22 protein-coding genes and 1 tRNA gene are annotated in these 25,134 nt (G+C 60.7%); 10 read left to right on the top strand and 13 right to left on the bottom strand.

What is annotated here, in order from left to right:
- Positions 1 to 354: 354 nt before the first annotated feature.
- Positions 355 to 1,746 carry a GABA permease gene (gabP, locus tag ACDZ94_RS06935; RefSeq protein WP_064450234.1) on the top strand — a complete coding sequence of 464 codons (1,392 nt, stop codon included), beginning with the start codon at positions 355 to 357 and terminating at the stop codon, positions 1,744 to 1,746.
- A 141-nt stretch (positions 1,747 to 1,887) separates the two neighbouring features.
- Here gabP and ACDZ94_RS06930 read toward each other — a convergent pair whose 3' ends face one another.
- Positions 1,888 to 2,301: a hypothetical protein gene (locus tag ACDZ94_RS06930; protein WP_407015939.1), complete on the bottom strand. Its 414-nt coding sequence runs from the start codon at positions 2,299 to 2,301 to the stop codon at positions 1,888 to 1,890.
- Positions 2,302 to 2,374: 73 nt separating this feature from the next.
- Complete coding sequence (locus ACDZ94_RS06925; RefSeq protein ID WP_407015938.1) at positions 2,375 to 3,283, bottom strand: alpha/beta hydrolase family protein; 909 nt, start codon at positions 3,281 to 3,283, stop codon at positions 2,375 to 2,377.
- Between the two features lie 170 nt (positions 3,284 to 3,453).
- On the opposite strand from ACDZ94_RS06925, the gene ACDZ94_RS06920 reads away from it, so the two are divergent.
- Positions 3,454 to 4,419 carry an arsenic resistance protein gene (locus tag ACDZ94_RS06920; protein ID WP_407015937.1) on the top strand — a complete coding sequence of 322 codons (966 nt, stop codon included), beginning with the start codon at positions 3,454 to 3,456 and terminating at the stop codon, positions 4,417 to 4,419.
- An 88-nt stretch (positions 4,420 to 4,507) separates the two neighbouring features.
- A complete protein-coding gene (locus ACDZ94_RS06915) occupies positions 4,508 to 6,115 on the top strand; it encodes an ArnT family glycosyltransferase (RefSeq protein WP_407015936.1) in 1,608 nt (535 codons plus the stop codon).
- Between the two features lie 20 nt (positions 6,116 to 6,135).
- Here the strand turns inward: ACDZ94_RS06915 and ACDZ94_RS06910 are convergent, their stop codons facing one another.
- The 5 genes from ACDZ94_RS06910 to ACDZ94_RS06890 form a co-directional block, all read right to left on the bottom strand.
- On the bottom strand, positions 6,136 to 6,810 hold the full coding sequence (locus ACDZ94_RS06910; RefSeq protein ID WP_064450238.1) for a hypothetical protein: 675 nt from the start codon (positions 6,808 to 6,810) through the stop codon (positions 6,136 to 6,138).
- A gap of 166 nt (positions 6,811 to 6,976) precedes the next feature.
- Positions 6,977 to 7,052 (bottom strand) — tRNA-Phe (locus ACDZ94_RS06905).
- A 103-nt stretch (positions 7,053 to 7,155) separates the two neighbouring features.
- Complete coding sequence (locus ACDZ94_RS06900) at positions 7,156 to 7,428, bottom strand: oxidative damage protection protein (protein WP_053253876.1); 273 nt, start codon at positions 7,426 to 7,428, stop codon at positions 7,156 to 7,158.
- Positions 7,425 to 8,492, bottom strand: coding sequence for an A/G-specific adenine glycosylase (gene mutY / locus ACDZ94_RS06895; RefSeq protein ID WP_064450239.1), 1,068 nt, complete (start codon positions 8,490 to 8,492; stop codon positions 7,425 to 7,427). Before mutY ends, ACDZ94_RS06900 begins: the two co-directional genes overlap by 4 nt.
- The gene (locus ACDZ94_RS06890; RefSeq protein ID WP_064450240.1) at positions 8,489 to 10,705 is read right to left on the bottom strand and encodes an AsmA family protein; all 2,217 of its coding nucleotides are present in this window, start codon (positions 10,703 to 10,705) and stop codon (positions 8,489 to 8,491) included. The genes mutY and ACDZ94_RS06890 overlap by 4 nt, the downstream gene beginning before the upstream one ends.
- 333 nt (positions 10,706 to 11,038) lie before the next feature.
- On the opposite strand from ACDZ94_RS06890, the gene ACDZ94_RS06885 reads away from it, so the two are divergent.
- Complete coding sequence (locus ACDZ94_RS06885; RefSeq protein WP_064450241.1) at positions 11,039 to 12,700, top strand: OFA family MFS transporter; 1,662 nt, start codon at positions 11,039 to 11,041, stop codon at positions 12,698 to 12,700.
- Positions 12,701 to 12,750: 50 nt separating this feature from the next.
- On the opposite strand, the gene ACDZ94_RS06880 is transcribed toward ACDZ94_RS06885, so the two are convergent.
- Positions 12,751 to 14,091, bottom strand: coding sequence for an HdeD family acid-resistance protein (locus tag ACDZ94_RS06880; RefSeq protein ID WP_064450242.1), 1,341 nt, complete (start codon positions 14,089 to 14,091; stop codon positions 12,751 to 12,753).
- Between the two features lie 43 nt (positions 14,092 to 14,134).
- Positions 14,135 to 15,391 carry an MASE1 domain-containing protein gene (locus ACDZ94_RS06875; protein ID WP_221293716.1) on the bottom strand — a complete coding sequence of 419 codons (1,257 nt, stop codon included), beginning with the start codon at positions 15,389 to 15,391 and terminating at the stop codon, positions 14,135 to 14,137.
- Positions 15,392 to 15,611: 220 nt separating this feature from the next.
- On the opposite strand from ACDZ94_RS06875, the gene hisB reads away from it, so the two are divergent.
- The 6 genes from hisB (at position 15,612) to ACDZ94_RS06845 (ending at position 19,609) form a co-directional block, all read left to right on the top strand.
- Positions 15,612 to 16,205 carry an imidazoleglycerol-phosphate dehydratase HisB gene (gene hisB, locus ACDZ94_RS06870; RefSeq protein WP_432751229.1) on the top strand — a complete coding sequence of 198 codons (594 nt, stop codon included), beginning with the start codon at positions 15,612 to 15,614 and terminating at the stop codon, positions 16,203 to 16,205.
- Positions 16,205 to 16,843, top strand: coding sequence for an imidazole glycerol phosphate synthase subunit HisH (hisH, locus tag ACDZ94_RS06865; protein ID WP_064450244.1), 639 nt, complete (start codon positions 16,205 to 16,207; stop codon positions 16,841 to 16,843). The genes hisB and hisH overlap by 1 nt, the downstream gene beginning before the upstream one ends.
- Positions 16,844 to 17,104: a DUF2164 domain-containing protein gene (locus ACDZ94_RS06860; RefSeq protein ID WP_064450245.1), complete on the top strand. Its 261-nt coding sequence runs from the start codon at positions 16,844 to 16,846 to the stop codon at positions 17,102 to 17,104.
- Between the two features lie 83 nt (positions 17,105 to 17,187).
- Positions 17,188 to 17,937 carry a 1-(5-phosphoribosyl)-5-[(5-phosphoribosylamino)methylideneamino]imidazole-4-carboxamide isomerase gene (gene hisA / locus ACDZ94_RS06855; protein WP_020299544.1) on the top strand — a complete coding sequence of 250 codons (750 nt, stop codon included), beginning with the start codon at positions 17,188 to 17,190 and terminating at the stop codon, positions 17,935 to 17,937.
- Between the two features lie 79 nt (positions 17,938 to 18,016).
- A complete protein-coding gene (gene hisF / locus ACDZ94_RS06850) occupies positions 18,017 to 18,787 on the top strand; it encodes an imidazole glycerol phosphate synthase subunit HisF (protein ID WP_064450246.1) in 771 nt (256 codons plus the stop codon).
- Between the two features lie 66 nt (positions 18,788 to 18,853).
- Positions 18,854 to 19,609 (top strand): substrate-binding periplasmic protein, encoded by a 756-nt coding sequence (locus ACDZ94_RS06845; RefSeq protein ID WP_064450247.1) that lies wholly within the window; start codon positions 18,854 to 18,856, stop codon positions 19,607 to 19,609.
- Positions 19,610 to 19,918: 309 nt separating this feature from the next.
- Here ACDZ94_RS06845 and ACDZ94_RS06840 read toward each other — a convergent pair whose 3' ends face one another.
- The 4 genes from ACDZ94_RS06840 to gpmI all read right to left on the bottom strand — a co-directional run bounded on the left by ACDZ94_RS06840 (position 19,919) and on the right by gpmI (position 25,121).
- Entirely contained in the window at positions 19,919 to 20,692 is a 774-nt protein-coding gene (locus ACDZ94_RS06840) for a divergent polysaccharide deacetylase family protein (protein ID WP_064450248.1), read from the bottom strand.
- Position 20,693: 1 nt separating this feature from the next.
- Positions 20,694 to 22,010, bottom strand: coding sequence for a S41 family peptidase (locus tag ACDZ94_RS06835; protein WP_064450249.1), 1,317 nt, complete (start codon positions 22,008 to 22,010; stop codon positions 20,694 to 20,696).
- 30 nt (positions 22,011 to 22,040) lie between these two features.
- Entirely contained in the window at positions 22,041 to 23,336 is a 1,296-nt protein-coding gene (locus tag ACDZ94_RS06830) for a murein hydrolase activator EnvC family protein (RefSeq protein WP_064450250.1), read from the bottom strand.
- A gap of 258 nt (positions 23,337 to 23,594) precedes the next feature.
- Positions 23,595 to 25,121, bottom strand: coding sequence for a 2,3-bisphosphoglycerate-independent phosphoglycerate mutase (gpmI, locus tag ACDZ94_RS06825; protein ID WP_221293719.1), 1,527 nt, complete (start codon positions 25,119 to 25,121; stop codon positions 23,595 to 23,597).
- Positions 25,122 to 25,134 lie beyond the last annotated feature (13 nt).

The raw sequence follows: 25,134 nt of genomic DNA, 5'->3' as shown, positions 1-25,134 counted from the left end.
CTTCGCGTAAAAAAGGGCGCGATGGTGCCAGCTTTGGCCGGGTGTTGGAAGGGTTAACCGGGCAAACGGTCCATATCAGCCCCCTAATGGGGCGTCACGCACTTTTCGTGTGTGTTTTTGGTGCGCGCAGGCGTCTTGAAAGTGAGTCGCTCGGTAACGCTATAGCGGAATGCCATTGTTCTCAATGACTTGCGACGGCTGATCAATTGTCCTACAGCCCGCGTCAATCGCGACCTTGTAACATTTTGGCGCAAATCTTGCGTAAAAAATAAAGAACGCCCCGTTGGTTTCTTTTCACGAGAAAGATCGCAGGTCGGGCGGACCGTTTTCGCAATTCCTCGCAAAGGTGTGTCAATGAGTAGTACGCAAAGCTCCAATGACCTCGAACAGGGGCTCAAACCGCGTCACGTCACCATGCTGTCGATTGCCGGCGTTATTGGTGCCGGTTTGTTTGTCGGCTCCGGCCACGCGATTGCTGCCGCCGGCCCTGCAGTGCTGCTGGCCTACGCGGCTGCCGGTACGCTGGTGGTGTTGGTGATGCGCATGCTCGCCGAAATGGCCGTGGCCTCGCCGGACACCGGTTCGTTCTCCACCTACGCTGACCGCGCGATCGGTCACTGGGCCGGCTTCACCATCGGCTGGTTGTACTGGTGGTTCTGGGTGCTGGTGATTCCGTTGGAAGCCAACGCGGCGGCGACCATCCTCCATGCCTGGTTCCCCAATGTGGCGATCTGGGCGTTTACCTTGATCATCACCTTGCTGCTGACGGCGACTAACCTGTTCAGCGTGAAACATTATGGTGAGTTCGAGTTCTGGTTTGCCCTGATCAAAGTCGTGGCGATCGTGGGCTTTGTGATCCTTGGTCTGGCTGCCATTTTCGGCTTCCTGCCGACCAGCCAGGTCAGCGGCGTTTCGCACCTGTTTGACACCCAGGGCTTCATGCCGAACGGCATGGGCGCGGTGTTGGCGGCAATCCTGACCACCATGTTCTCCTTCATGGGCACCGAGATCGTCACCATCGCAGCAGCGGAATCGAAGAACCCGGGCCAGCAAATCACCAAGGCCACCAACTCGGTGATCTGGCGGATTGGTTTGTTCTACCTGCTGTCGATCTTCATCGTTGTGTCCCTGGTGCCATGGAATGATCCGACCCTGGCGGCCGTAGGTTCCTACCAGACCGTGCTGGAACGCATGGGCATTCCAAACGCCAAGTTGATCGTCGACCTGGTGGTGTTGGTTGCCGTGACCAGTTGCCTCAACTCGGCGCTGTACACCGCTTCGCGCATGTTGTTCTCCCTGGGCCGTCGCGGTGACGCACCGGCTGTGGCCAAGCGCACCAACAAGAGCGGCACGCCTTACTGGGCGGTGATGTTGTCGACTGGCGCGGCGTTCCTGGCGGTATTCGCCAACTACGTGGCCCCGGCGGCGGTGTTCGAATTCCTGTTGGCCAGTTCCGGCGCTATTGCGTTGCTGGTGTACCTGGTGATTGCCGTGTCGCAACTGCGCATGCGCCAGAAGCGCACGGCAGCGGGCGAGAAGATTGTCTTCAAGATGTGGCTGTTCCCCGGCCTGACCTACGCGGTGATGGTGTTCATCGTGGGGACGCTGACTATCATGCTGTTCCAGGAAGCACACCGGGTCGAGATCATTGCGACCGGGATCCTGAGCTTGCTGGTGGTGTTGGCAGGGTTGTATGTGTCGAGCCGTCGCAAGGCTCAAAGGGCAGGCGCTGCGGTACTCAATTGATGTGACGGCGTGCTGCTTCTGGAGCATGCCATCAACCACGGGGGAGCGGGGCTTGCCCGCGATGACGGACTGACAGTTGAGATCTTCTTCGACTGACACGCCGCAATCGCGGGCAAGCCGGCTCCCACATTTGGTTTTGTATCAGTCCTGGGCGCCAATCAGCGCTTGGGACGCCGCAACATAATCGGCCTGGAATTGCGGCGACTCGACCCACGCCAGCGCCGCCGCTTCATCCTCGGTATCCGTCGCCCATTGCCGATACTCGATCAGCGCCGCCACGATAAAGTCGGTCGCCTCTTCCTCGCCTTCCTGCTCCAGCACCACTGCCAGCAACGGGTGCGACAGGAACGCCGCACACAGTGCCTGCTGGCTGGTTTCGCCCGCCGTGCGCATCTCGACAAACAGCTCGGTCAAATCCACCGACTCAAGGTCAATACGGCTGTCGTCGCCTGCGAACGCATCCGGCTTGGTGGCGACGGCGCGCTGGGTACGGTTTTGCTTGGCTTTGGCTTTCGACCGCTGGGCGCGTTTTTGTTGCTTGTTCGGCGAGGCCATGGGCTCAACGTCCTTTGGGTGCTGGATCTGGGTGGACTATTGAAGCGCAGGTTGGTGCAAATCCCAAGGGTTTCTAGACGCGCTGTCCGGGTGTGCCTTGCGCCAGCGCGCCGTGTTGCAGCCACTTCAGCGCAATTGGCCACAGCCGGTCCTGATAGTCGCTGCGGAAGAAGGCGAAATGCCCGACAGCTGTTTCGCCAATATCTTCGGGAGCAATCCGCAGATGAGTGCGCTCGCTGCTATCGAAATAGCTCAGCAACCGCTCGATGGCCTCTACCGTGCCAAACGGGTCGTCGGTGATGCTGATGGCCAGCAGTTGCGCCTTCACCCGGGTGAAGGGCAACTCACCCAAGGTGCGCCCGCTGGGCCGCGTCTCGTACCTGGGCGTTGGCGTGCCCCAGTCGCGCACCACACCGGCCGGCGTATCTTCCAGCCAGCCCAGGCGTTTGCCGGGGAAGTACCCGCACAGCGCCGTCACCAACGGCATTACCACATGCCACTTGCCAAACATGCGCCAGCGCCCGCCCGCCGCGTAATCGCGCCAGTACGCAAACTGCGCGCCGACCGTCACGACTCGCCGAATCACCGCGCCTGACGCCCCCAGTCCCGCCGCGCAGCCACCAAAACTGTGGCCGACCACATCAATCGGCTGCCCCGGAAACTCCCGTTGTGCGCGCTGCAACATCGCTTCGAAATCCAGCGCGCCCCAATCCGACCACGACGCCTTGAAACCGCGCAACGAGCCATTGCGGGATTCGCCGATGCCACGGTAGTCGTACGTAATGACGTCGAAGCCGTTGGCGAACAGGTAGTCGGCGAAGCGTGAGTAGTGGCGGCAGCGTACCGAGGTGGCGGCGTTGATGATGACGACCGGGCGTGTCGGGTCGGGTCTGATGGGGCGCCAGGTGAAGCCGCTGACAGGGTAGCCGTCGGCAGCCGACTCGCGGAAGGCTTCTGGGGCAACTCGGGTGGGCAGGTTCATCGGTCGGCTCGATCCTTGCGCTTTTGGGTGTGGGCTTGGGAGCCACGCGCTTTTATAAGCATTCGAAACTAACAAATTTAGCGCGGCATGAGCGCAGGAAATTTTCGATGCTCGACCTTGGCGCCCTGTGTGCTTAGGCTTGCGGTCTATTGATCAGCCAGAGTCAGCCCATGACCCGCGACACCCTCGAGCACAACCAGATCCCTGTCTACTTTGCCGCCGTCTTGCTGGCGGCTGCATTCGGTGTGCTCGCGCCTTTGTCGGCCCAGGGACTTGGCGTGCTGGTCACGCCTGCCATCGCTGTGCTGATGTACGCCATGTTTCTGCAAATTCCATTTCTGGATCTGCGCCAGGGCCTGGGCAACAAGCGCTTTATATCGGCCTTGCTGTTGGCCAATTTCATTCTGGTGCCGTTGCTGGTGTGGGCGTTGACCCGTGGTCTGGTAGAGCGCCCGGCCTTGCTGGTGGGCGCGTTACTGGTGTTGCTGACGCCATGTATCGACTACGTGGTGGTGTTTACCCATATCGGCAAGGGCGATTCGCGGCTGATGCTGGCGGCGACGCCAGTGCTGTTGTTGCTGCAGTTGGTGTTGTTGCCGGTGTACCTGGGTTTCATGCTGGGCGCGCAGTCCGCCGTGGTGGTGGCGGCCGGGCCGTTTGTTGAGGCGTTCTTGTGGTTGATCGTGCTGCCGATGGTCCTGGCGGTGCTGACGACTTCTCTGGCGCGGCGTTCAAGCGCCATCAACCTGTGGAGCAATGCCTGGGCCTGGCTGCCGGTGCCGGCGATGGCGCTGGTGCTGTTTGTGGTCATCGGCTCGCAGATCACCTCGGTGGTGCGCGATATCGCGTTGTTGTTGCCGGTGATTCCGGTCTACCTAGGCTTCCTGTTGCTGGCGCCATTGCTGGGCGCGTTGGCTGCGCGGCTGTTCGCCTTGCCCGCCGTCACGGCGCGGGCGGTCACGTTCAGTGCGTCGACCCGCAACTCCCTGGTGGTATTGCCGCTGGCGCTGGCCTTGCCCGAAGACGTGCGCGGGCTGGCCGCGACGGCGGTGATTCTGCAAACCCTGCTTGAGCTGGTGGGCGAGCTACTCTACATCCGGCTGATTCCCGCGCTGGTATGGCGCGCCGGTCGATAGATCCATAAATATTCGGGTTTGTTCAGGCGCTATTCAGGGGCAGAGTCGGCACCATGGAGTCGGCGCACCCTACCTGAAAGGACATTCAATGGATCACCGCAGTCGTTTTCGCCTGGAGTCCCTGGGCATTTTTCTGATCGCTTTATTGCTGTTTACGTTGGGTGTCTGGGACGAACAACCCCAAGGATTTGACGGGCGCTGGGCGCTGTTCATGCAGGAAATGTTTCGCCACGGCGCGAGTCTTTTCCCTACCACCTACGGCGAGCCGTATCCCGACTACCCGGGTACCGCCACCTTCTTCAGTTTCGTATTTGCTCGAATATTCGGTGCGCCGAACCATCTCGCGAATGTGCTGCCGACGGCGCTGGCTTCGGCGGGCGTGATCGCCCTGATCTATCGCCTGTTGGCGCCGTCCAGCCGGCCCTGGGCGTTGCTGACGGTGTTGCTCACGTTGCTCACCACCCAACTGCTCGATAAGTCGCGTTCGGTGTGCCTGGACCTGATGGTCGCGCTGCTATGCGTGGGCAGTTTCTACCTGCTGCACAGTGGTGAACGCCTGGGGTCGCGCGTCAGGCAGTTGGCCGTATTCCCATTGTTTGTCCTGGCCTTTGCGATTCGCGGGCCATTGGGGCTGATCGAGGTCTGTGGTGTGGTGTGCGTGTATTGGGCGCTGGGCCGGCCGGGGGAGCGGGTCAAGCAGGTGTTGATCCACGGTTTCGTGGGGTTTGCGCTGCTCGTGGCCTGCTGGTGGGTGTTGATGAAGCTGGCGCGGTTCAGTGGTGGCGATGCTTTTGCCGATGACGTGTTCAGGATGCAAGTCAGCGGGCGGCTCGATGAGAGTGGTGAGCCGTTCTATTTCTACTTCAAGCTGAGTCTGTACCGTTACTTCCCGGTGGTGCCGTTGGCGCTGGCTGCCTTGATTGCGCTGCGCCATCGTTGGTCTGAGCGGTGGGTCAATGACGACGTACAGTTGGTGGTGCGGCTGGGGGCGTGCGGCTTGATGATTTTGCTCGGGCTGTCGGTGCCGCACTTCAAGCGCGCTTACTACATTCTGCCGATGGTACCGATGTTTGCCGCTGTCGCCGCCTATGGGCTGCTCCAGGCGCAAGGCTGGCTTGTCGGCGTGCGCCGCTGCTACGAAGGGCTTGTCGCGGCGCTGCCGGCGTTGTGCGTGGTTGTGTTGTTTGTGTGTCGGTACAGTTGGCAAAAACGCGGTTACTGGCCTGACGTTTCGTTGCCGCTGTTGATTGGCGGGTTGGTGATTCTGCAAGTGGCGGCGTTGGTTGCCTGGCGTCGGTCAGTGCGCTTGGTCTGGCTCAGCCTGATTGCACTGGTAGCGCAGTGGTTGCTGCTGGTGGTGGTGATAGAGCCGTCCAAGGACCTGCAGTTCGACACTCACAATTTCGTCAGCCAAGTGGAGACGCTTCGTGCGTCGCAGCCGGGGCCATTGGTGTTTGTCGACCTCGGCCGCGACACGTGGGCGATACGCTACATGATGAACCTTACGCACGACGAGCAGCCGTTGTTCGTGGCAGGCAACGAGCCTGAGAAGCTGCTGACCTTGCCCCGGCCATCCTGGGTGATCGTGCCGCGCAAAGAGGCTGTGCTGCTCAAGGGCACGCCGATGCAGCAGCAGACGCCAGATTTCGAAGGGCGCTTGAACGACAACCCGCTGATGGTGTTTTTACTGAAGTAAGGCAGGCGATCCAGTGCAGGCTATTTGCACTGGTACCCCTCGGGCATCGTGACGGTGTAGTTGCGGTGCACGCGGTCCTGGAAATTCAGGTTCTGCAAGCCTTGCTCCACCAGGAAGGTTTCGATCTTGGCGGCCTGGCAGTCTTCGTTGTAGGACATCGCCCGGAGCAGGTACACCGCGCGCCTGCTCACTTCATCCCGCGCAGTGGCGGTGAACGTGGTGAGCGTGGTGTAGCCGGTTCGCTCTGAGGTGCCCACCGGGCCATAGGTGGTGTTGGGCTTGCTGGTGCAGGTCAACTGGTCTTCTTTTTTCTTGTTTTTCTTGCACTGGGTGGTCGTGGTGGTTGGCACCTGGCCGTAGTCGGTGGCGGTGTAACGGTAAGTGACCTGCCGGCTGTCGACATCAAGGGTGATGGTCATTTTGATCGGTGCATGGTTCTTGGGTAGGGTCGTGTCGGTAAACACCTCCCGAAAGCCCTGGTCCTTCATGGCATTGACCATGTCCCGCAAGTAGTAGCGGGCATTCAGCGTGCTTTGCGCACTGCCGCCCACGGACGTCGTCACCAGTACCGTTGCCTGTCGATCAAAGTGATAGTCCGGATCAGGTGTCGCGTCGATCGAGACGTCCATTTGGGTGGCGCATCCACTGAGTAACGCCGTCAGCAGCAAAAGCGCGCAGAACAAATACCGGGTCATCAAATAACTACCTTGCAACAGAAAATTCAGTAACACCTAAACGAATGAGCCTTGCGATAAATAACCCCCAGGCAGGGATAGGGGTGAGCGTCGCCCGGCAACCACTAAATCGCAGGCAATAAAAAACCCCAAGGAATCATCTTCGCTTGGGGTTTTTCGGTATTAGTGGTGCCCAGAGACGGAATCGAACCGCCGACACGGGGATTTTCAATCCCCTGCTCTACCGACTGAGCTATCTGGGCAACGGGGCGCATTAAACTGGTTTTTCAGGGGGTCGTCAAGCAAGTTTTCAAAAAATATTTAATTATTACCGTCGCTTACGTGCCGACCCCGGGTTTTGATCAATTATTGAGCAGGCGGCACGTAACCGTCGGCCTTGGCGTAATCCTCGCCGGAAAAGAACTTATCCATTTCGCCAGCCAGGTATTTGCGATCTTCGCCGTTCATCATGTTCAGGCGTTTTTCGTTGATCAGCAGAGTCTGGTGTTTCAGCCAGTCGCCCCAGGCTTTGGCGGAGACGTGGTCGAAAATGTCCTGACCCTTGGCACCCGGGTACGGAGGGCGTTCGAGGCCTGGCAATTCTTCTTTGTACTTGCGGCACATGATGGTGCGGGTCATGACAGAACTCCTGCGTTCAATACTTCAGCCGCGCGCTTCAGCAGTTTTTTAACCGGGGCGGCAAGGCCCAGGCGCGGCGGGGTGGCGAGGTTATACCAGAGCCAGTCGGCCTCGGCCACGTGATGGGCGGATTCCTCGACCTGCACCAGCCAGGGTTCAATGGCCAGCTGGAAGTGGCTGAAGGTGTGGATCAGCCCCGGCAGTGCCTGTGGGTTGCCCAGCGCCAGTGAGTGCTGGTTGGCCAGGTGTTCCAGGTCTTCGAGGTCGTCCAGTTCCGGCAAACTCCACAAACCGCCCCAGAGGCCCGTGGACGGGCGGCGGTAAAGCAGAATCGCACCCTCGGCATTGGCCAGCATCGGCATCAGCGTGCGCTTCTGCGGGATGGTTTTGCGCGGTTTGGGGATCGGGTAGCGCGTCTCCAGGCCGAGCATGTGGGCTTCACAGCCCTTTTCCAGTGGGCACAGCAGGCAGCTGGGCTTGCTGCGGGTGCAGAGCGTGGCGCCCATGTCCATCATCGCCTGGGTGTAGGCGTTGACGCGATCGTGTGGCGTGAAGCGCTCAGCGGTCGCCCAGAGCTGCTTGGCGACCTTGGGTTCGCCTGGGTAGCCCTCTTGCGCGGTAAAGCGCGCCAGCACGCGCTTGACGTTGCCGTCGAGGATCGGCGCACGCAGGCCCATGCTCAGGCTGGCGATCGCTCCGGCAGTGGACAGGCCGATTCCGGGCAATTCGGTGAGCTTCTCGACATCCCTTGGAAACTCGCCACCGTACTCGGCGACGACAATCCTGGCGGTCTTCTGCAGGTTGCGTGCGCGGGTGTAGTAACCCAGGCCGGTCCACAGGTGCAGCACTTCGTCTTCCGGCGCGGCAGCCAGCGCTTCGACCGTCGGCAACGAGGCCATGAAGCGGTCGAAGTAGTTGAGCACAGTGCTGACCTGAGTCTGTTGCAGCATGATCTCCGAGACCCACACCCGGTAAGGCGTGATGCCCTGTTGCCAGGGCAGGTCATGGCGACCGTGGCGGTCGTACCAATCCAGCACCGCCTGTGAAAACTGCTCGTTTCTCATCGTTTGAACAGGCCCTTCAGAGCGTCTTTCAACTGTGGGTTGACCTTGTCGAGCTTCTCTTCAAGCTTTTCGCTTAGCTTGTTGCCAGCCGCTTTTATGGCGACCTGCGTCAAGCCATCCTTGTCCAGGCGGCAGGCCTTGGCGCCCAGTTCCAGCGGGCCGCGGCAGCGCAGCGGCACTTCGATGCCCTGGAAGTTGCTGCCGACCTGGCAGGCCGGGTCCGGCACGTCGCGCTGGTCGCCTTCGACGATGATGCCGACGCGGTAGTCCATGCCCAGCACGCGCAGGTCGACGTCACCGTTGCCGTTGACGGTCAGGCCGGGGATGCGCACTTTGAGGTCAGGGTTACTGGCCACGCCGTTACGGAAGGTCAGGTTGCCGCGCAGTTCCTGGAACGGCGTGTCCTTGCCCTGTGGCGTGGTGCTCAAGGTCTTGCGGTTGAGCAGGGCAATGCCGGTGCACAGTTGTTGTTCGATGTTGGCGTTGAGCAGCGCGCCGTTATTGATCACAAAACTGGCGGTGCCATTGAGGCTGTCGATCAGCGCCTTTTGGCTGTTGCCACGGCCGGTGAGGTTGCTGTCGAGGGTGATTTGGCCTTTCACCGGCGGGGTTTGCCCCTGGGCTTGCAGGATGCGCTCAACCGGTACCTGTTTGATGTGGGTTTGCAGCGCCAACACCGGGATGTCCTGGCGCACATCGAGTGTGCCGTTGGCCTGGAAGGTGCCGTTGTAGAGGCCACCGCTCAGGGTGTCGAGCTTGAGCTGGCCATCGATGCCGGAGGCTTTGAGCCCTGCATTCTGGATCGGCAGCTTGCTCAGGGTCAGTTGGCCAAAGGCCAGGTCGGCGTTCACGTCCAGAGTGCGCAGGCGGGTCAATGGCAGCAGCTTGTCGGTGCTCCACGCGCCTTTGGTCGGAGCTTCCGGCAGCGGTGTGGTGCCACCAGCGGCCATGGCGCCGACTTCGCTGTTCTGTACTTCGGCCTGGCGTGCTGCGGTCGCCCCTTTGGCGGATTCGGACTTGGCCGGCAAGTAGTTGTCGGCGTTGAACGTGTCGCCCTTGAGCTGTACGCGCAGGGATTGCTTGGCGAAGTCATCTACCGCAATGCGACCGGTGAAGGTGCTGGCGTCGAGTTTCAGGTTCAAGTCTTCCAGGGCCACGCTGGTGGGCGAGCCCTTGAGACGGCTGACCAGTTCGACCTTGCTCAGGCTGCCCTCGGCCATGGCCGGCAGCGGATGGCCGACGCTGTCGAGGAACTTGGCCAGGTCAAACTGGGCAATGGACAAGGCGCCGCTGAGTTGCGGGGTTTTGTCCAGGTTGTTGACCTTCAGTTCGCCCAGGGCGCGCAGCTGGTTGGCGGAGAGTTTCAGGTTGGTCCATTCGGCGACGTTGGCCGCCAGGTCCACCAGTAATTGGCCCTGGGTGGAGAAGGTCACGGTCTTGCCTTGCAGCGGCTCGCCGGTGGCTTCGCCGCTGAGCTTCATGTCTTCGAACTGGTAGCGCTTGAGGGCGTTCTGGATGCGCAAGTTACCGTTGAGCTCGGTCTTGACGCGCAACAGCGGCTGGTTGCTGCCCAGGAAGGCGGTGAGTTTGAGCGGAATGCTCGCACCTTCGTGCACGGCGCCGGCGCTCAGCTGGATACTTTCGGCGCTGTACTGTTTGCCGGTCTGTTCATCGTTGTATTCAACGCGGGCGTTGTTGATGGTCAGGCTGTCGATGTCCAGGCGGATCGGCTTTGGCGGTTTTTCCGGTTCCGGCTCGGCCGGCGTTTGCACGGGGGCGGGAGCTGGCGCATCGGCGCTGGCGACAGGCACGTTCTTGCCGATGTCTTCCCAGTTGCCATGGCCCTGCTTGTCGCGGTTGAGGCGCAGGTTCAGGCCTTCGACACGCACATCGCTCATCTGCACTTCGCGGCGCAGCAGCGGCAGCACGCGCACCGACAGGCCGAGCATTTGCAGGTCGGCGAACGGTTGGGTGGGGTTGGTCAGGGTCGCCACGCTGGCTTCGTGCAGTTCCAGGCCTAGCCAGGGGAACAGGCTCCAGCCGATATCGCCATTGAGCGTCAGCTCGATGTGGGCCTTGTCGCGGGCAATCTGGCGAATCTCGTCTTTGTAATCGTTGGGATCGAAGAGGTGGGTCAGGGCAAAGCCCAGGGCCACAATGATCAGCAACAGCCCGAGAAGTACCAGACCCAGGATTTTGCCGAACGCTTTCATGGGCGAGTCCTTGTATGTCGATTTCAAAATTTAGCCGCAGAGTATAACGCCCGAAGGCTTACGTCAGTTCACGCATCGTTACATTGTATCTGGCGTCGGCAAAATCGGATTTTGTCGCTGAACAGACCCGATCGCGTGAAAAAGGTGATGTCAGTTTGGTTTTTCTGTCACCCACTGGTGCTAATCTTCGTAGGTTCGTCTGTCGTCTGTCGTCTGCGACACAGCGTCGCGCTCAAAAGGAGCTTTACTCAACAACAACGGCCAACGCTCTGCGTGCAAGGCCGAGGGAGAGAGCGCCTGACGGACACATACTAATAACTGGGGGAAACACCAATGAGCACTAGCACTGCGGCGAGCAGTCATGCCGCACAGCCTGCGTTCCTGTCCAAGGAACGCATTATCGCCAAGCCGGGGTTCAACCGCTGGCTGGTTCCACCGGCCGCCCTGGCCATCCACCTGTGCATCGGCATGGCCTACGGGTTCTCGGTGTTCTGGCTGCCACTGTCCAAGGCGCTGGGTATCACCGCACCGGTCGCCTGTGCGCCGGACATGAGTTTCATCGCGCAAGTCTTCTCTTCCCAATGCGACTGGCCCATCTCCATGCTGGGCTGGATCTACACCCTGTTCTTCATCTTCCTGGGCTGCTCGGCAGCGATCTGGGGCGGTTGGCTTGAGCATGCCGGGCCACGCAAGGCCGGCGTTGTTTCGGCGCTGTGCTGGTGCGGCGGCCTGCTGATCTCGGCGTTGGGTGTCTACACCCACCAGATCTGGCTGATGTGGATCGGCTCCGGCGTGATTGGCGGTATCGGTCTGGGCCTGGGCTATATCTCGCCTGTATCGACCCTGATCAAGTGGTTCCCGGACAAGCGCGGCATGGCCACCGGTATGGCGATCATGGGCTTCGGCGGCGGCGCGATGGTGGGTGCACCGTTGGCCGCAGCGCTGATGGGCCACTTTGCTTCGCCAACCAGCGTGGGCGTGTGGCAGAGCTTCGTGGTCATGGCTGCGATCTACTTCGTGTTCATGATCGGCGGCGCATTGTCGTACCGCGTTCCGCCAACCGGCTGGAAGCCTGAGGGCTGGACTGCCCCGGCGAAAAAGGCCAGCAATGCGATGATTACCCATCGTCACGTTCACGTGAGTGTGGCGTGGAAAACCCCGCAATTCCGTTTGGTATGGCTGGTGCTGTGCCTGAACGTGTCTGCCGGTATCGGTATTCTCGGCATGGCTTCGCCACTGCTTCAGGAAGTGTTCGGTGGCAAGTTGTTGGGCAATGGGCTGACGTTCGGTCAGCTGGATGCCGGGCAGTTGGCGTCGATCGCCGCTATCGCTGCGGGTTTTACCGGTTTGTTGAGCCTGTTCAACATTGGTGGCCGATTCTTCTGGGCGTCGTTCTCCGACTACCTGGGCCGTAAAAATACCTACTTCGTGTTCTTCGCCCTGGGCTTTGCCCTTTACGCGCTGATCCCGAACCTCGGTCACCTGGGCAACGTAGCGCTATTCGTGGCAGCGTTCTGCATCATCCTGTCGATGTACGGCGGTGGTTTTGCGACCGTCCCGGCTTACCTGGCCGACCTGTTCGGCACCCAGATGGTCGGTGCGATCCACGGTCGTCTGCTGACCGCATGGGCTGCGGCGGGCGTGTTGGGCCCGGTGCTGGTGAACTACCTGCGTGAGTATCAGCTGAGCATCGGCGTTGAACGCGCTGCTGCCTACGACATCACCTTGTACATCCTCGCGGGCCTGTTGGTGCTGGGTTTCATCTGCAACCTGCTGGTGCGCCCGGTGGCCGACAAGTACTTCATGACTGACGCAGAGCTGGCGGCCGAACAGGCGCTGGGCCATGACAAAGGGGCTGACGCCAGCACTTCGCTGGAGTGGAAAGCGTCGTCTGGCAGCGTGCCGCTAGCAGTTGCGGCGTGGTTGGTCGTGGGTGTTCCGTTGGCGTGGGGTGTGTGGGTGACCCTGCAAAAGACGGCGGTACTGTTCCACTGATACCCGGTTTCCCGGTGCCCTCTCATGCAACGTGAGTGGGCGTCGGGCAACTAGTCCTGCTTCTTGTCAGGCAAGGTCCTGGCTGAAGCGCCGCGCCATGGAATGCGTTGAAACCATGGGCGCGGCACCGGATGAACAATCACCCGCAAGGCACGTGCATAGTCCATGACCAGGCCGGGTGTCCACGCCATGGTCATGGCGCGCTTGCGTACTTGCGCGGCAATCCACAACTCAGGCATGAGCAAGGTCTGCAGGACCGAGCGCCAGCGCCGGGACCGTTCCGACAACACGCCATCCATCGATGCTTCCAACGCAAAGGCCACGCTGCTGGAACAGTTGCGGTAGGTCAGGTTGTAGGTGGCCTGTTGGCGATAGTTATTCGAGAACTCGATCAGCGCTTTGCGGCTGTACTGGTGAAAAATAATCTTGCGGTCCGAGTCGCACCAGTTGGCCACTTCAGTGGCGTAGTCCGGCTGGAATGTGCCTGGCACGTCGTTATTGCGCGTGGCCTTGAGGATGCGGAAGAACTCCGCCGGTGAGCGATCGATGTCCGCGACCGGGTACAGGCTCAGGTACACCGAGGGCGACAGCTCAATCGCTGCGTGCCCGGTTGAAATCACGCCTTGTGCATCCACCGCCGCAATGTAGCGATTGATGATCGGGCGAGGAATTGTCGTTGCGCCGGCGGTGCCTTCCGGCGTCCAGATATGCACGATCAATGGGTCCTGCAAGTCAGGCTCTTGCTCCAGGCGCGGCTCCAGCGGTTTTTGCGGTGGCAGCTTCTTGAAGTCTGACAGTAAATCCCTTGGTACAAGCAGCTCAAACGTTGAAGTGCCGTTGCGCAATCGCCTCACGCGATTCGCAATGCGCACCGTGTTGAAGCCGCTGACGATCATCAATGCACCGAGGAAAAACGACACCGTTGCACTGAGCGCGATGGGATAAGGACTGACCAGCAACCCCGCGAACGCCAACTGAGCGCCGCCGCTGATCAACGACGATCGCCAGTGCGGGAACCTGACGACCCAGGCCGAGCTAATGGTCAGCAAGCCGATCACGAAGTAGGTCAGGCCAAAGATGATCGCCAGCAACAGGTGGCTATAGACATTGTTCGCGAGAATCAACACGGCGACGAAGAAGAAAATGCCACCCTTGAAATACAGCACGGCCCGCTGAGCGCCTACGCCGCTGGCAGCCACGCTGAGGGTGACAATGCTTTCCAGCAGCAACATCAAACCGAATGCGCGCATCGGAAAGTACAGTGCACCGTCCAGGCCGTCGTACATCACGCCCAGGCCCAGCGAGCCCCACAGGATACCCACCAGGCCGAGAATCCAGAATTTGGATCGCACGAACTCAACGCCGAACAGCAGTAAAGCAATCTGAATCATTAAGTACCCCTACAGGGAAAAGCAGGCTGTCACAGGCGAAGGTTCAGGAGTAGCGGCCGCTTTGCCAGTTGCCGACAATCACTTGGCCATGGGCATCACGCAGGGCGCCGGGGCTTTGGTCATACAGGGTCAGCCATTCACCATTGCCCTTGTCGATGCGAAAGGCCAATGACGCGGCGCGGGTATGGGTTTCCGGCGACCAGTGGCGTTTGAGTCTGTCGCGGTCCTCTGGGTGTACACGCTCCAGGACCTGCTGCACGGTGCGCAGGGGCTGGGCACTCACGTCCAGCAGCGTTTCAAGGTTGTCGTCCCAGAGAATTTCCCCGGTTCCCGGGTGCAGTTGGTACATCACACCGCTGCCCGCCAAGCGCCCGGTTTCCAGGTCATAAGGTTGAGCGGATTGCCTCATCAAGCGTATTACCAACACCAGTAATGCCGTGATGGACAGGTAGCTTTGCGCAAGCAGCAAGGGCTCGCCTTCCAGCAGGCCGTGCACATAAAACGGCCCGGTCTTCTGGTCGGTGAAATTGACCACGATACCGCCCAGCACCAGTAGCGCGATCGAGCCGCCAGGGCTGCGCCACGTTATGCAAACGGCGAGCGTAAGGGCGATGGGCAGGCAGGCCAGGATGAAATACGCCGCTGCGCCCGCGTCGGAGCCCAGCCTGTTGATGAGCCAGAGCGGGGACGCCCCGAAAACGTACCAGGTGTTCAATGCCAGCAGCAGCAACCATACCCCGCCGGCCAGTCTCGTGCGCGTGCGCGCAGGAAAGTCGCGCAGGTTGCTGTTCAGTACATTCATCACCACGACGGTTGAGAAGAACACGCCGCTCATGCCGGACATCCAGTTGGTCATGAACGTGTGCGGTGATACTTCCCCGGCCAGCATCAGCCAGCCTTTCCTGATCAATGCCAGGACGCAGCAAACGCCCACGGTTGCCAGCAACCACAGCAAAATGGCATGCAGTTCGTCGCCGCGCCGAGCGAAGCGCCGAACCAGCCAGGCAATCGCAACAGAGCCTGCCAGTGCCATTGCTGAAAGCGCCACGGCGGCCGGTAGATGTTGCCAGCCATGCTCATCCAGCAGCACCCGTGCGACCAGAAACACCGCAAACAACATCGGCCAGTGAGCGCGTCGCGAGCTGAGGAACGCCGACACGGAAATACCCGCCGGGAACCAGATAATCGCCATCTGCGAGACGGGATCTTCAAAGGCCAGCGACATGACGCCGGTCACGTAGTAGGTCACCGCCCACAGGAGGAGGACGCCGCTGCGCTGTAAGACTGTCGGTATCGTCATTGTTGAATATTCATTAGGTTTTAAACATTGCGCTCATATTACCGCGAAGCCGCCGGGGGCATCGGGTAAATGCGCTGAGCGCACCATCCTGGGGCGGCCACTTGTATGCACATGTCTATCCTCGACACTCCATCAGTCTTATGCCCTTCGATGTTTCTGTTTGGCGCCCGCGCCCCTATAATGGCTGCCTTTTTCGCCCAATGATTTTGCGGAGCTGGTGATGGCCGAACGTAAGGCGTCCGTCGAGCGCGACACTCTGGAAACCCAGATCAAAGCCTCGATTAACCTGGATGGCACCGGAAAGGCCCGATTTGATATCGGTGTACCTTTTCTTGAGCACATGCTGGACCAGATCGCCCGTCATGGGCTGATCGACCTGGATATCGTCTGCAAGGGCGACCTGCATATCGACGACCACCACACGGTGGAAGACGTAGGCATCACCCTCGGCCAGGCGTTTGCCAAGGCCATCGGCGACAAAAAAGGCATCCGTCGCTACGGCCACGCCTATGTCCCGCTGGACGAAGCGCTGTCGCGTGTGGTCATCGACTTCTCCGGCCGCCCAGGCCTGCAGATGCACGTGCCCTACACCCGCGCCACCGTGGGCGGCTTCGACGTCGACCTGTTCCAGGAATTCTTCCAGGGCTTCGTCAACCACGCACTGGTCAGCCTGCACATCGACAACCTGCGCGGCACCAACACCCACCACCAGATCGAAACCGTGTTCAAGGCTTTCGGCCGCGCGCTGCGCATGGCTGTAGAGCTCGATGACCGCATGGCCGGTCAGATGCCCTCGACCAAAGGCGTTCTGTAATGCAGACGGTCGCGGTTATCGACTACGGCATGGGTAACCTGCACTCGGTGGCCAAGGCCCTCGAGCACGTAGGTGCCGGCAAGGTGCTGATCACCAGCGATGCCAGCGTGATTCGCGAAGCCGACCGGGTGGTGTTTCCGGGCGTCGGCGCGATTCGCGATTGCATGGCCGAGATCCGCCGCCTGGGCTTTGACAGCCTGGTGCGCGAAGTCAGCCAGGACCGCCCGTTCCTCGGCATCTGCGTGGGCATGCAAGCCTTGCTCGACAGCAGTGAAGAGAACGGCGGCGTTGACTGCATCGGCCTGTTTCCCGGCCAGGTGAAGTTCTTCGGCAAAGACCTGCATGAAGACGGCGAGCATTTGAAAGTCCCGCACATGGGCTGGAACGAAGTGCGCCGCACCGTGGATCACCCGCTGTGGCACGAAATCCCGGACATGGCGCGTTTTTACTTTGTGCACAGTTACTACATCGCCGCCGGTAACCCGCGCCAGGTGGTGGGTGGCGGGCACTACGGCGTCGACTTCGCCGCGGCGCTGGCCGAAGGTTCGCGCTTTGCCGTGCAGTTCCACCCGGAGAAGAGCCATACCCATGGCCTGCAATTGCTGCAGAACTTCGCCGCGTGGGATGGCCGCTGGTAAATGGCCAAGCAGCCCAAGGTGCCGATCTTGAACCTCACGCCCGAGCAGGAGCGTGAGGCTACCTTCAAGATCAAGCGCTTCATGGAGGACCGTTTCGAGCTCAAGCTGGGCTCGTTCGAGGTCGCCGAGCTTCTTGAACTGTTCACCACCGAAGTTGCGCCGCACTATTACAACAGGGCGATTTTCGACACGCAGACGCTCCTTAAAGAAAGGTTCGAAAGCATCGAAAGCGACCTGTGGGCTTTAGAAAAAAGCAGCTGAAAGCCTCAAGCTGCAAGACTTAATACGCGTGCTTGCTTGCAGCTTATAGCTCGCAGCTTGCAGCTCTTTGACGAAGGAAAAGCATGCTAATTATCCCCGCTATCGATCTCAAGGACGGCGCTTGTGTCCGCCTGCGCCAAGGCCGCATGGAAGATTCCACCGTGTTCTCCGATGACCCGGTGAGCATGGCTGCCAAATGGGTAGAAGGGGGCTGCCGTCGTCTGCATCTGGTGGACTTGAACGGCGCCTTCGAAGGCCAGCCGGTCAATGGCGAAGTGGTCACTGCCATCGCCAAGCGCTACCCGAACCTGCCGATCCAGATCGGTGGCGGTATCCGCTCCCTGGAAACCATCGAGCACTACGTCAAGGCCGGCGTGAGCTACGTGATCATCGGCACCAAGGCCGTGAAAGACCCGGCGTTCGTCGCTGAGGCCTGCCGCGCGTTCCCGGGTAAAGTGATCGTGGGCCTGGACGCTAAAGACGGTTTCGTCGCCACCGACGGCTGGGCTGAAATCAGCACTGTCCAGGTGATCGACCTGGCCAAGCAGTTCGAAGCTGACGGCGTGTCCGCCATCGTTTATACCGACATCGCCAAAGACGGCATGATGCAGGGCTGCAACGTACCGTTCACGGCTGCGTTGGCTGCGGCCACCAGGATTCCGGTTATCGCTTCCGGTGGCATTCACAACCTGGGCGACATCAAGTCGCTGCTGGACGCCAAGGCCCCCGGCATCATAGGCGCTATCACAGGCCGCGCGATTTATGAGGGCACGCTGGATGTGGCCGAAGCCCAAGCGTTTTGTGATGGCTACGCGGCCAGCTCCAAGTCGTAAGCTATAAGCTGCAAGCAAAAGCAAATCCGCTTCTACTTGCAGCTTATAGCTTGAAGCTTCTTAATCGGAGATTAAGTCTATGGCTTTAGCCAGACGCATCATCCCTTGCCTGGACGTCGACAACGGTCGCGTGGTCAAGGGCGTCAAGTTCGAGAACATCCGCGATGCCGGCGACCCGGTGGAAATCGCCCGTCGTTATGATGAGCAAGGTGCCGACGAGATTACCTTTCTCGACATCACCGCCAGCGTCGACGGTCGCGACACCACGCTGCACACCGTCGAGCGCATGGCCAGCCAGGTGTTTATCCCACTGACCGTCGGCGGTGGCGTGCGCACCGTGCAAGACATCCGCAACCTGCTCAACGCCGGCGCGGACAAGGTCTCGATCAACACCGCTGCCGTGTTCAACCCGGAGTTCGTCGGCGAGGCCGCGCAGCACTTCGGCTCGCAGTGCATCGTGGTCGCTATCGACGCCAAGAAAGTCTCTGGCCCGGGCGAAACCCCGCGCTGGGAGATTTTCACCCATGGCGGTCGCAAGCCGACCGGCCTGGACGCGGTGGAATGGGCGATGAAGATGGAAGGCCTGGGCGCCGGTGAAATCCTGCTGACCAGCATGGACCAGGACGGCATGAAAAACGGCTTCGACCTGGGTGTGACCCGCGCCATCAGTGATGCACTGGGTATCCCGGTGATTGCGTCCGGCGGCGTCGGCAACCTGCAGCACCTGGCCGACGGCGTAATCGAAGGTCACGCCAGCGCGGTGCTGGCAGCGAGCATTTTCCACTTTGGCGAATACACCGTTCCCGAGGCCAAGGCCTACATGGCGGCGCGCGGTATCGTCGTTCGCTAAACGCTGCTGGACACCATGGCAGGCGCGCGGCACTCTCTGCGCTTGCCATGGATTCCGGTAGCCTTCATGTTCAAGACCCTGCTGCTCGCTCTCGCCAGTACCTCCGTGCTCATCGCCGGTGCTGCCCACGCCGAAGAACCGTCCGACGCCTCCCTGGTGTTGCTGACGGAAAATTTCCCGCCTTACAACATGGCGAAAAACGGCAAGAACTTCGCCAAAGACGAGAACATCGAAGGCATCGCTGTGGACGTGGTGCGGGAGACTTTCAAGCGCGCCGGCATTTCCTACAACCTCACCCTGCGCTTTCCTTGGGAGCGAATCTACAAACTCGCCCTGGAAAAGCCTGGCTACGGCGTCTTCGTCATGGCCCGCCTACCGGACCGGGAAGCCCTGTTCAAATGGGTCGGCCCTATCGGCCCGGACGATTGGGTGATGCTGGCCAAAGCCGACAGCAAGATTCAACTGGACGACCTCGAGCACGCGCGCCGCTACAAGATCGGCGCATACAAGGGCGATGCCATTGCCGAGTCCCTGGAAAAGCAGGGCCTCAACCCACTGGTGGTGTTACGCGACCAGGACAACGCGAAAAAGCTCATGGACGGCCAGATCGACCTGTGGGCCACCGGTGACCCGGCCGGGCGTTATTTGGCGCGCCAGGTGGGGGTGACGGGGTTGAAGACGGTCCTGCGCTTCAACAGCGCCCAGCTCTACCTCGCATTGAACAAGGACGTACCGGACGAGTTGGTGGCCAAGCTTCAGGCCGCGCTGGACCAACTGCGTAAAGATGGCGTGGTTGATGAGATCATGGCCCGTTACCTGTAACTGGCAGGAGGCAATTGTGGGAGCTGGCTTGCCTGCGATAGCGGTCTTTGAGTGACAAATATGCCAGCTGACCCACCGCTTTCGCGAGCAAGCCCGCTCCCACAGGTTTGACTGCATTCCAAATACAGCCCTGTCGTGCACAGCAATCAGCAGGATGGCCATGTGACGGTCGTCAGCCTCTGGATAAACGCGGTCAAAAATGTGGGAGCTGGCTTGCCAGCGATAGCGCTCTTTCAGTGACAAATATGCCAGCTGATGCACCGCTTTCGCGAGCAAGCCAGCTCCCACTTTGGTTCTTCGTCGTCGTATCTAGCGGTAGATGCCGTTTTTGCCGTGGGCACTCATGGCCTGGTTGCTGCGTACGCTGATCATCAACTTGATATCAATCCAGTCGACGCCTTGGGCCTTGAGCTTGGGCAACTCGCGCTCAAGCACGGCCAGGGTCTGTGGATAAGGATGGCCGATCATCACCGCTGAACCCTGTTTATGCGCCAGCTTGATCGCGGTTTGCAGCTGCGTGGTAATCGCCGCTTCGGTGCGTTCGTCATCGAGGAATACATCCCGCGAGACATGGGCCAGGCCGATCTTCTGTGCTTCGGCGGCCGCGACGGTTTGTGCGCTGGTGCGGCTGTCGACAAAGAACTTGTTACGCCGTTGCAGCTCGGCCATCAGCCAGGCCATGGCGGCCGGCTGGGCGGTCATGCGGCTGCCCATGTGGTTGTTGATGCCGGCGGTGTAAGGCACGGCCTTGAAGGCGGCGTCCAGGCGCTTGCCGAGTTCTTCGATGGGCAGGTCAGGGTGCCAGGCAAATGGGCCGGTGGCCGGGTCCATCGGCATGTGCAGGATCACGATTTTGCCGGCCTTGTGCGCCTCGCGAGCGAATTCGGCGGCGTGGGGTGTGTCGGGCATGATCGCCGTGGTCACCGGCCCGGGCAGGGCGAGCACGCGACGATCCCGGGGCAGGTTTTGCCCCAGGTCGTCGATGATGAGGGTCAGGTAGGCTTTGCGAGGCTCTTCGGCCGGAGTCGCATGGGCGACTCCGGCCAGGCTGCACAGCACAGCGATGATCAGGGCAAAACGCATATCAACGGCTGCGCGTAATGCTCAGGCCTTTAAGCAGGCTCAGTGCCTGGGCCAGTTGGTAATCATCGTCCTGTGGCATCGGCTTGGCTTTGGCGCCGCTGCCGGTCGGCTGGTCGGCGCCGCCGTTGCCATTGCCCAGGTGACCTTGCAGGTCCGCCTCTTTGTAGTACTCGCTGTCGATCTCGTTGGTGATCTTGGCTTTGCGTACTTCGATGTCCGGCACAATCCCCTGGGCCTGGATCGAGCGACCGTTCGGCGTGTAGTACAGCGCCGTGGTGATCTTCAATGCGCGATCGTTGTTCAGCGGTAACACGGTTTGCACCGAGCCTTTGCCGAAACTGGTGGTGCCCATCAGCACGCCGCGCTTCTGGTCTTGCAGGGCGCCGGCGACGATTTCCGACGCCGAGGCGCTGCCGCCGTTGATCAGCACAGCCAGCGGCACGTTTTCGCTGAGGTCGTTGCCGGTGGCCGAGAAGCGCAGTTCGGAGTTGGCGATACGGCCCTTGGTGTAGACGATCAGGCCTTTGGTGATGAAGTGGTCGACCACTTCCACCGCAGACTGCAGCACGCCGCCCGGGTTGTTACGCAGGTCGAGGACGATGCCGTTTAGCTTCTTGCCGTTGTCTTTACGCAGCTTTGCCAGGGCCTTGGCCACTTCGTCGCCGGTCTTGACCTGGAACTGGGTGATACGGATATAGCCGTAGCCTGACTCCAGCAGCTGGCTCTTCACGCTTTTGACCGTGATGGTCGCGCGGGCCAGGGTCACGTCAAACGGGTTGCCGCCATCGCGCACCAGGGTCAGGGTGATTTTCTGGCCGAGCTTGCCGCGCATCTTGTCGACGGCTTCGGTCATGCTCTGGCCACGGGTCGGCTGGCCGTTGATCTTCACGATCAAGTCGCCGGCCTGGATGCCGGCCTTGGACGCCGGGGTGTCGTCGATCGGCGAGACCACTTTGATCTGGCCGTCTTCAGAGCCGACTTCGATGCCCAGGCCACCGAACTCACCGCTGGTGCTTTCCTGCAGCTCGGCGAAATCTTCCGGGCCCAGGTAAGCGGAGTGCGGGTCGAGGTTGCTGAGCATGCCCTTGATGGCATTTTCCAGCAGGGTCTTGTCGTCTACGGGTTCGACATAGGCTGCCTTGATCCGGTCCATGACCTCGGCAAAGGTGCGCAGCTCGTCCAGCGGCAGCGGCGCCTTGGTGGTCGCGGCTGTGGCAGCTTGTGCAGCCGGTGCAGCCTGGTCGGCAAAAGCCAGAGGCGCGCCGATCACCAGGGCGATCGTCAGGGCCAGCGAAGTGAGGCGGGACAAATGCAGCATGTCGAACGAACTCCTAATGTAGATGCGGCCCTATCCTTGGGAACGGCACCATTGTGCAGGGTCGCTCGGGCGGCCCTGCTGACGAATAGCGAAGTACAGCGCCGGAGTGTCCTGGCCGCCACTGTTACCGACAGTGGAGATGGATTCACCGGCTTTTACAACATCACCTGCCGACTTGAGTAAAGTCTGATTGTGGCCGTAAAGGCTCAAATAGCCATTACCGTGGTCAAGAATCACCAGCAAACCGGCGCCTCGCAACCAATCGGCAAACACCACACGCCCACCGTGGACGGCGTGGACCTGGCTACCGGCGGCAGCACTGATCATCACGCCATCCCACTTGGCGCGGGTGTCATCGCCACGGGTTTCACCGAAGCGTGCCAGTAGTCGACCATCAACAGGCCATGGAAGTTTTCCACGGGCTGAAGCAAAAGGTCCGCCGAAAGACTCGCCGCTGCTGGAAACCACTGGGCCAGGGGCTGCATGCGCCGGTTTACGTGGCGCTGGCGCGTCGCTCGTGGCGGCCAGCTCGGCCTCACGCTGGCGCTTTTTTTCCGCTTCCTGCTGGGCGATCAGCGCTTTTTGCCGCGCCTCTTCGGCCTCACGTGCCTGACGGGCCAGGGTTTCTTCGATGGTTTTGAGGACTTTGCCCAGGTCGGCCTGGTCTTGCTCGCGGGCTTGCAGCTTGGCGTCGCGGGCTTTTACATCGTCATTGAGCTTGGCCAGGGCCTGCTGGCGTTCCTTGCGCACTTTGTCCAACTGATCGCGCTGGGTGTCGAGGGCGGTCTTCTGGTCGAGCAATTGCGACTGCTGGTCGGCTATTTCCTGTTCGACGTTGGCCAGTTGCCGCAGGGTTTCGTTAAAACCCTTCAATTGCGCCAGGCGTGCCTTGCTCAGGTAGTCGTAATAGGTGAGTGTGCGCGCGAATTTTTCCGGGTTCTGCTGGTTGAGCAGCAGCTTGAGGTATTCCTGGCGGCCGCTCTGGTAAGCGGCGCGGGCCTGGATCGCGATCAGGCGTTGCTGTTCAACGCGTGCGCTCTGGAGTTTTTTTTTCTCAGCGTCGAGTCGCTCCAGTTCCGACTCGCTCTTCTTTAATTCTTTTTGTAGCTCCTGGACCTGCTTCTCCAGCTTGCCCATCTCGGTTTCCGTGCCGCGCAGGTCTTTCTGCACCCCGGATTTCTCTTCCTGGAGCTTGCCGAGCAGCTTTTTAAGCTCGGTAATGTCCTGACGCGTAGCGTCCAACTGTTGTTGGGTTTGTGCGCGCTCATCGGCAAACGCCGGTTGGAGCAGGCAGACTAGAGCGAGGGTAATCAAGGCGCGAAGCATAGAGGCGGGCGACACCAGGGAAAGGGACGGCCTAGTATGCCCGCCAAGCGCCGCAAAAAAAACGCCCAATTCGGGCTGGAAGGCAAGATAGGTGCCGAGTGGCGGGCGTATGGCAAAAAGACATCTGCCAAACGCTGGACGTCAAATGTGGGAGGTGGCTTGCTCCCGAAGACGGTGAGTCAGTCAAATAGATGTCGACTGATCCACCGCTTTCGGGAGCAAGCCCCCTCCCACAAGGTTTTGCGGTGTGTTTTAAAGTCAGACCAGGATTGAGGTGCCGGTCATCTCTTTCGGCTTCTCCAGCCCCATGAGCATCAACATGGTTGGCGCCACATCTGCCAGCACGCCGCCGTGCCGCACGTTGAAGTCGCGCTTGCCAACGTAGATGAACGGCACCGGCTCGGTGGTGTGGGCGGTATGGGCCTGGCCGGTGGATTCGTCGGACATCTGCTCGCAGTTGCCGTGGTCGGCGGTGATCAGTGCCTCGCCGCCGACTTTCTCCAGGGCGTCGACGATACGGCCGACGCACAGGTCCAGGCATTCCACTGCTTTTACAGCCGCTTGCAGATTGCCACTGTGGCCGACCATGTCGCCGTTGGCGTAGTTGACCACGATTACGTCGTAACGCTGGTGTTCGATGGCATCGACGATCTTGTCGGTGACTTCCGGCGCGCTCATTTCCGGCTGCAGGTCGTAGGTGGCGACTTTTGGCGATGGGATCAGGATGCGCTCTTCGCCCGGGAACGGTTCTTCACGGCCGCCGGAGAAGAAGAAGGTCACGTGGGCGTATTTCTCGGTTTCGGCGATGCGCAGCTGGGTCTTGCCGTTTTTCGCCAGGTAATCGCCCAGCACGTTTTCCAGGCTACCCGGGGCAAAAGCCGCCGGGGCCGGGATATTGGCGGCGTATTGGGTGAGCATGACGAACTCGACCTTCGGCTGGCGGGCGCGCTCGAAGTCTTTGAAGCCGGCATCGACGAACACGTGGCTCAGTTCGCGGGCACGGTCGGCGCGGAAGTTCATGAACACCACGGCATCGCCGTCTTCGACCTTGACCGGCTCGCCGAGGGTGGTGGCTTTGACGAACTCATCGCTCTCGCCTCGCGCGTAGGCGGCTTCCAGGCCTTCCTGGGCGGTGGCGGCGTTGAATTCGGCCTGGCCGTCGACGATCAGGTTGTAAGCCTGGGAGACGCGGTCCCAACGGTTGTCGCGGTCCATGGCGAAGTAACGGCCGACCAGGCTGGCGATACGGCCCTTGCCGAGTGCGGCGAAGGTGGCGTCGAGCAGTTCGATGGACGATTGCGCGCTTTTGGGCGGGGTGTCGCGGCCGTCGAGGAAGGCGTGCAGGTAAATCTTGTCTGCGCCGCGCTTGAAGGCCAGCTCGGCCATGGCGACCAGGTGGTCCTGGTGGCTGTGAACGCCGCCGTCGGACAACAGGCCCATGAAGTGCACGGCCTTGCCGGCTGCGACTGCTTTATCCACCGCCGCGCAGATGGTCGGGTTCTCGAAGAACTCGCCGTCGCGGATCGATTTGGTCACGCGTGTGAAGTCTTGGTATACCACTCGTCCGGCGCCGAGGTTCATGTGGCCGACTTCCGAGTTACCCATCTGGCCGTCCGGCAGACCCACGTCCATGCCGGAACCGGAGATCAGGCCGTTGGGTACGGTGGCGGTCAGGCGGTCCAGTACCGGCTTGTTGGCCGAGTACACGGCGTTGTCGTGGTGGCTTTCACTGTGTCCGAAGCCATCGAGAATTATCAGGACCAAAGGTTTAGGCGTAGTAGTCATAGATCCTCTCGCG

The organism is Pseudomonas sp. UBT (assembly GCF_050915955.1).
GTDB lineage: Bacteria > Pseudomonadota > Gammaproteobacteria > Pseudomonadales > Pseudomonadaceae > Aquipseudomonas > Aquipseudomonas antarctica_A.
Note: the sequence above shows the minus strand (reverse complement) of the source record. Positions and strands in the feature narration are given on the sequence as shown.